Genomic DNA, 4554 nt, shown 5'->3' on the forward strand with positions numbered 1-4554 from the left:
CGCGGCGCACCGGCGGCGCTCGAGCTCGCGCGCCGGTTCTGGGCGTTCCTCCGGAGCGCCTCGGCGTAGCGCCGAGCGGACGCTTCCCCCCGGCGCACTTCCTTGATCGAGCTCCGGCGGCGACGGATGATGACTGGCGTGCGTTCGGATCTCCCCTGCGGCACCGTCACGTTCCTGTTCACCGACGTCGAGGGGTCGACGAGGCTGCTCGACGACCTCGGGGCCGAGGCGTATGCAGCGGCTCTCGCCGAGCACGCGCAGGTGATCCGCGAGGCGTGCGCGGCAGAAGGCGGGGTGGAGGTGAACACGTGGGGCGACGCGTTCTTCGTCGCGTTCCCGACCGCCTCCGGTGCGCTCGCGGCGGCGGGCGCGCTCACCGACGCCCTCGCCGAGGGCCCGATCCGGGTACGGGTCGGCGTGCACACCGGAATGCCGCTTCTCGAGGCCGGCGACTACGTCGGCCACGACGTGCACCGGGCGGCCCGGATCGCGGCCGCCGGCCACGGTGGCCAGGTGCTCGTCTCGGCGTCGACGGCGGCGCTGGTGGCGACCGAGCTCACCGACCTCGGTGAGCACCGGTTCAAGGACCTCGGTGCGCCGGAGCGCGTGTTCCAGCTCGGCGACGGCGTGTTCCCGGCGCTCGCGTCCCTGCACCGGACGAACCTCCCCGTGCCGGCGACGCCGTTCCTCGGCCGCGAGCGAGAGCTGCACGACGTGGTCGAGCTGATTCGCCGTGACGACGCGCGCGTCGTCACGCTCACCGGTCCGGGCGGGACGGGCAAGACGCGGCTGTCGCTCCAGGCGGTGGCGGAGGCCTCGGACACGTTCATCGACGGTGCGCACTGGGTCGCGCTCGCGCCCCTGCGGGATGCGTCGCTGCTCGAGACGACGGTCGCCCAGGCGCTCGAGGTCAACGAGCGGCCGGGTGTCGGCGTTGCGGACGCGATCGTCGCGTCCTTCGCCGGGAAGCGGGCGCTCGTGCTCGTCGACAACTGCGAGCACCTCGTGGAGGCCGTCGCGGCGCTCGTGCGCACCCTCGTCGAGGGCTGTCCGCAGGTCGTGCTCGTCGCCTCGAGCCGCGAGCGGCTGGGCTTGCGGTCCGAGAGCGTGTACGCGGTACCGGTGATGGACTCCTCGGACTCCGTCCGCCTCTTCTCCGAGCGGGCCCGTGCAGTGGTTCGGGAGTTCGAGGTGGACGAGCACGTGGCGCCGATCTGCGAGGCCGTCGACGGCATCCCGCTCGCGATCGAGCTCGCCGCGGCGCGTGTGCGGTCACTCTCCACCCAGGCGATTCGCGAACGCCTGGGAGAGCGGCTCGGCCTGCTCACGAGCCGCGACCGTGACGTCGACGAGCGGCAGCGAACGATCGAGGGTGCGATCGCGTGGTCGTACAACCTGCTCGACGCCGAGGAGCAGCGGGTGCTCCGCGCGCTGTCGGTGTTCGCCGGCGGCTGCTCCCTCGAGGCGGCCGAGACGGTCGCCGGCGCCGATCTCGATCTCGTCGAGTCCCTCCTCGACAAGAGCCTGCTACGGCGCCGCATCGACGAAGCGCAGAGGGGCCGGTACTGGATGCTCGAGACGATCCGTGAGTTCATGGCTGCACGGCTCGAGGAGGCGGTGGCCGACGACGACCCGACGGCCGCGCACCGAACGTTCTTCGTCGAGTTGGCGACGGAGCTCGGTCGCGTCCCCGGGCGCCCCCACACCACGGAGCAGTTCGAGCGCTTCCGGGCAGACGAGGCCAACTTCCGACTGGCGCTCATGGGTGCCATCGCCGAGGGTGATGCGCGGAGCGCGCTGCGGATCGTGCGCTTCCTCGGGCGGCTCTGGTACGACATCGGCGAGCTGCGAGACAGCTTTCCGATCGCGAAGGCCGCGCTCGCGCTGGAAGGCGGAGAGGTGGAGGATCGTGGTCACGCGCTCGTGGGGACCTCGCTGTTCGCCGGCGAGGTCGGTGAGGTCGCCGAGGCCCGGGCGATGCTCGCGGAGGCGGAGACCCTCTTCGGCCACCTCGACGATCCCGGCGGGCTCGCCGACGCCGGTATCCGCCGCGCCTATCTCGAGTCGGTCCTCGGAAACCCCCGCGAGGCGATCGACTTCGCGGAGCGGGCGCTCGACTTCGCGCTTCGGGCGAGCGACGACTACCGCGTGTCCAAGGCGCGCGGCCAGCTCGCACACGGGCTCATGGTCGCGGGCTCCGAGACCGACCCGCCGGATCGGGAGGCCTTCGAGCGAGCCCTCGAGCTCCAGGTCGCCGAGCTCGACGCGCTCCGTCGCACCACGTCGCCGCATCACCTGTCCAACGAGCTCAACAACGTCGGCGTGACGCTGCACCTCCTCGGGCGTCATGCGGAGGCCCTCGAGCACATCCAGCAGGCGATTCGCCTCGGCACCGACATGGACTGCCGGTTCGTCTTCAACGCCGGCCTGGTGGCCGGCGGCCTCGGGCAGTTCCGGGCCGCCGTCGTCCTCACCGCGCTCGGCCGCCGAGAGCTCGAGCATCAGGGAATCATGGTGCAGGCGCTCGACCTGCGTCTCCTCGACGAGCTCGAGGCCACCGCGCGCCCGGCGCTCGGCGACGACGACTTCGAGGCCGCCGTTCGCGCGGGGGAGGCGATGAGCCTCGAAGACGGATACGAGCAGGCACTCGGCCTCACGACCTCGACCGGGTAGCCCGACGACCGTCATCTCCCCGAGCTGATCGTCGGAGTAGGCGAGGTCGCGGCATCGGGAGATGCCGGCCGATGACGCATCGGGAACAGGCGCGTGTCGCGGCGCAGGCCTAAGGTGCCGCCGCTCTCGCGCCGATACCTGGGCCGTGGTCTGGATCTTCGTCCTGCTCGGGGTGGTCGTCGTACCGGTGGTCGTGTGGCTCGTGGTCGCGCTGCAACTCGCGGTCGTCGCAATGGAGCACGCCGACGGGCACGGCGACAGCGGCTGACGCCGCGCGCGTGCACCGAGCCGCAGGCGGGATCGACGGTCGCCCGTCGACGCCCCACAGCCACCCGGCGAGCCGGGTTGCCCCTCCGCCTCTCGTGGGCTCAGCCGACCGCGAGCGGCTCTCGTTCGGCGGCGGCCGTGCCTCGGCCGACCCGCTGCTCGAGCGCGGCGATGTGCGCTCTCAGCTCCGCGACCTCGGCATCGAGCTCGCCGACGTGCGTCGACGTCTGCTCGCCGTCGCCGCGAAAGCCGAAGATCGCGACCACGATCGTCCCGACGAGGGCGAAGAGCGCCACGATCCCGCCGAGCGGGATCTCGGTTCGCGAACTGCCAACCGACTCGGAGACGAAGCTCGGCGCGAAGACTCCGGTGAAGAGCACCGCGAGCCACATCGAGGCGATGGACACGGCCGCCCAGGCCCACTTCTTCCTGAAGATCGCCATCTCTCCCTTCCTCTGTCGCCTGCTCCAGCGTTGCACGCGACGCGCCGGGATCCATCGGTGGAAAGTGCGCGTCGTCCCCCGGAAGTTCTCCTGAGTGGGCGCTGGTGAGTCGGGGCGGCCCGCCGGGTGTCCGCTGTCGGGCCTTTCATGAGGCCGATCGAGCTCGTAGACTGAGCCGGTGGCCGAGTGCCCGTCCTGCGGGCGTGAGAGCGCCGACGACGCGCGTTTCTGCTCCGGCTGCGGCTCGGAGCTGCCTCTGCCAGGCACGGAGGAGCTGCGCAAGACGGTCACGGTCGTGTTCTGCGACCTCGTCGGCTCCACCTCGCTCGGGGAGCGGGTCGACCCCGAGTCCGTGCGCCGCGCGGTCGGCCGGTACTTCGACGAGGCGCGGGTGGCGATCGAGCGTCACGGCGGCACCGTCGAGAAGTTCATCGGCGACGCCGTGATGTCCGTCTTCGGCATCCCCCGCCTGCACGAGGACGACGCGCTGCGGGCCGTGCGCGCCGCGGCCGAGCTGCGCGACGCGGTGATCGCGCTCGGAGACGAGCTCGAAGCGGAGCTCGGCGCCCGGATCGAGGCGCGGATCGGGGTCGCGACGGGCGAGGTGGTCGCGGGAGACCCGTCCTCCGGGCAGGCGTTCGTCACCGGAGACGTGGTCAACGTCGCCGCGCGCCTCGAGCAGGCTGCCGGCCCGGGCGAAATCCTCCTCGGCGGGCGCACGCTCGAGCTCGTGCGCGAGCTGGTGCGCGCCGAGCCGGCCGGCCCGCTCCCCCTCAAGGGCAAGAGTGCTCCGGTCGAGGCGTGGCGGCTCCTCGAGGTGACCGACATGGTGGCGACCGCCCGTGGCCTCGACTCGCCGTTCGTCGGGCGCGGGCGCGAACTGGGCGCTCTCTCCGACGCGCTTCAGCGTGCGGTCGACTCCCGCTCGTGCCAGCTGTGCACGGTGGTCGGCCCGCCCGGGATCGGCAAGTCGAGGGTCGCGGAGGAGTTCATCGGGTCGGCTGCGGATCGATGCGGGATCGTCGTCGGCCGCTGCCTGCCGTACGGGGAGGGCATCACGTACTGGCCACTCGGAGAGATGGTGGAGGCGCTCGGCGGCGAGAGCGGTGTCCGAGGCCTCCTGCTCGGGGACGAGAACGCGGATCTCGTGGCGCAGCGCATCTTCGGCGCC

4 protein-coding genes are annotated in these 4554 nt (G+C 72.1%); 3 read left to right on the forward strand and 1 reads right to left on the reverse strand.

Annotated features, from left to right (window positions below; all coding sequences use genetic code 11):
- The first annotated feature begins 138 nt into the window (after nucleotides 1-138).
- Both AC162C_RS07330 and AC162C_RS07335 read left to right on the forward strand, forming a co-directional pair.
- Nucleotides 139-2673 (forward strand): ATP-binding protein, encoded by a 2535-nt coding sequence (locus tag AC162C_RS07330; protein WP_484096977.1) that lies wholly within the window; start codon nucleotides 139-141, stop codon nucleotides 2671-2673.
- 145 nt (nucleotides 2674-2818) lie between these two features.
- Nucleotides 2819-2941, forward strand: coding sequence for a hypothetical protein (locus AC162C_RS07335; RefSeq protein ID WP_462974406.1), 123 nt, complete (start codon nucleotides 2819-2821; stop codon nucleotides 2939-2941).
- A gap of 100 nt (nucleotides 2942-3041) precedes the next feature.
- Here the strand turns inward: AC162C_RS07335 and AC162C_RS07340 are convergent, their stop codons facing one another.
- Entirely contained in the window at nucleotides 3042-3383 is a 342-nt protein-coding gene (locus AC162C_RS07340) for a hypothetical protein (protein ID WP_462974407.1), read from the reverse strand.
- A gap of 178 nt (nucleotides 3384-3561) precedes the next feature.
- Between AC162C_RS07340 and AC162C_RS07345 the strand changes: the two genes are divergently transcribed.
- A partial coding sequence (locus AC162C_RS07345; protein ID WP_484096978.1) for an adenylate/guanylate cyclase domain-containing protein occupies nucleotides 3562-4554 on the forward strand: 993 nt, incomplete at its 3' end.

This window comes from Gaiella sp. (genome assembly GCF_057140465.1).

Excerpts from the sequence above, each read along its gene's own strand:
- AC162C_RS07340 (WP_462974407.1), bottom strand. The coding sequence starts at position 3,383 with ATGGCGATCTTCAGGAAGAAGTGGGCCTGGGCGGCCGTGTCCATCGCC.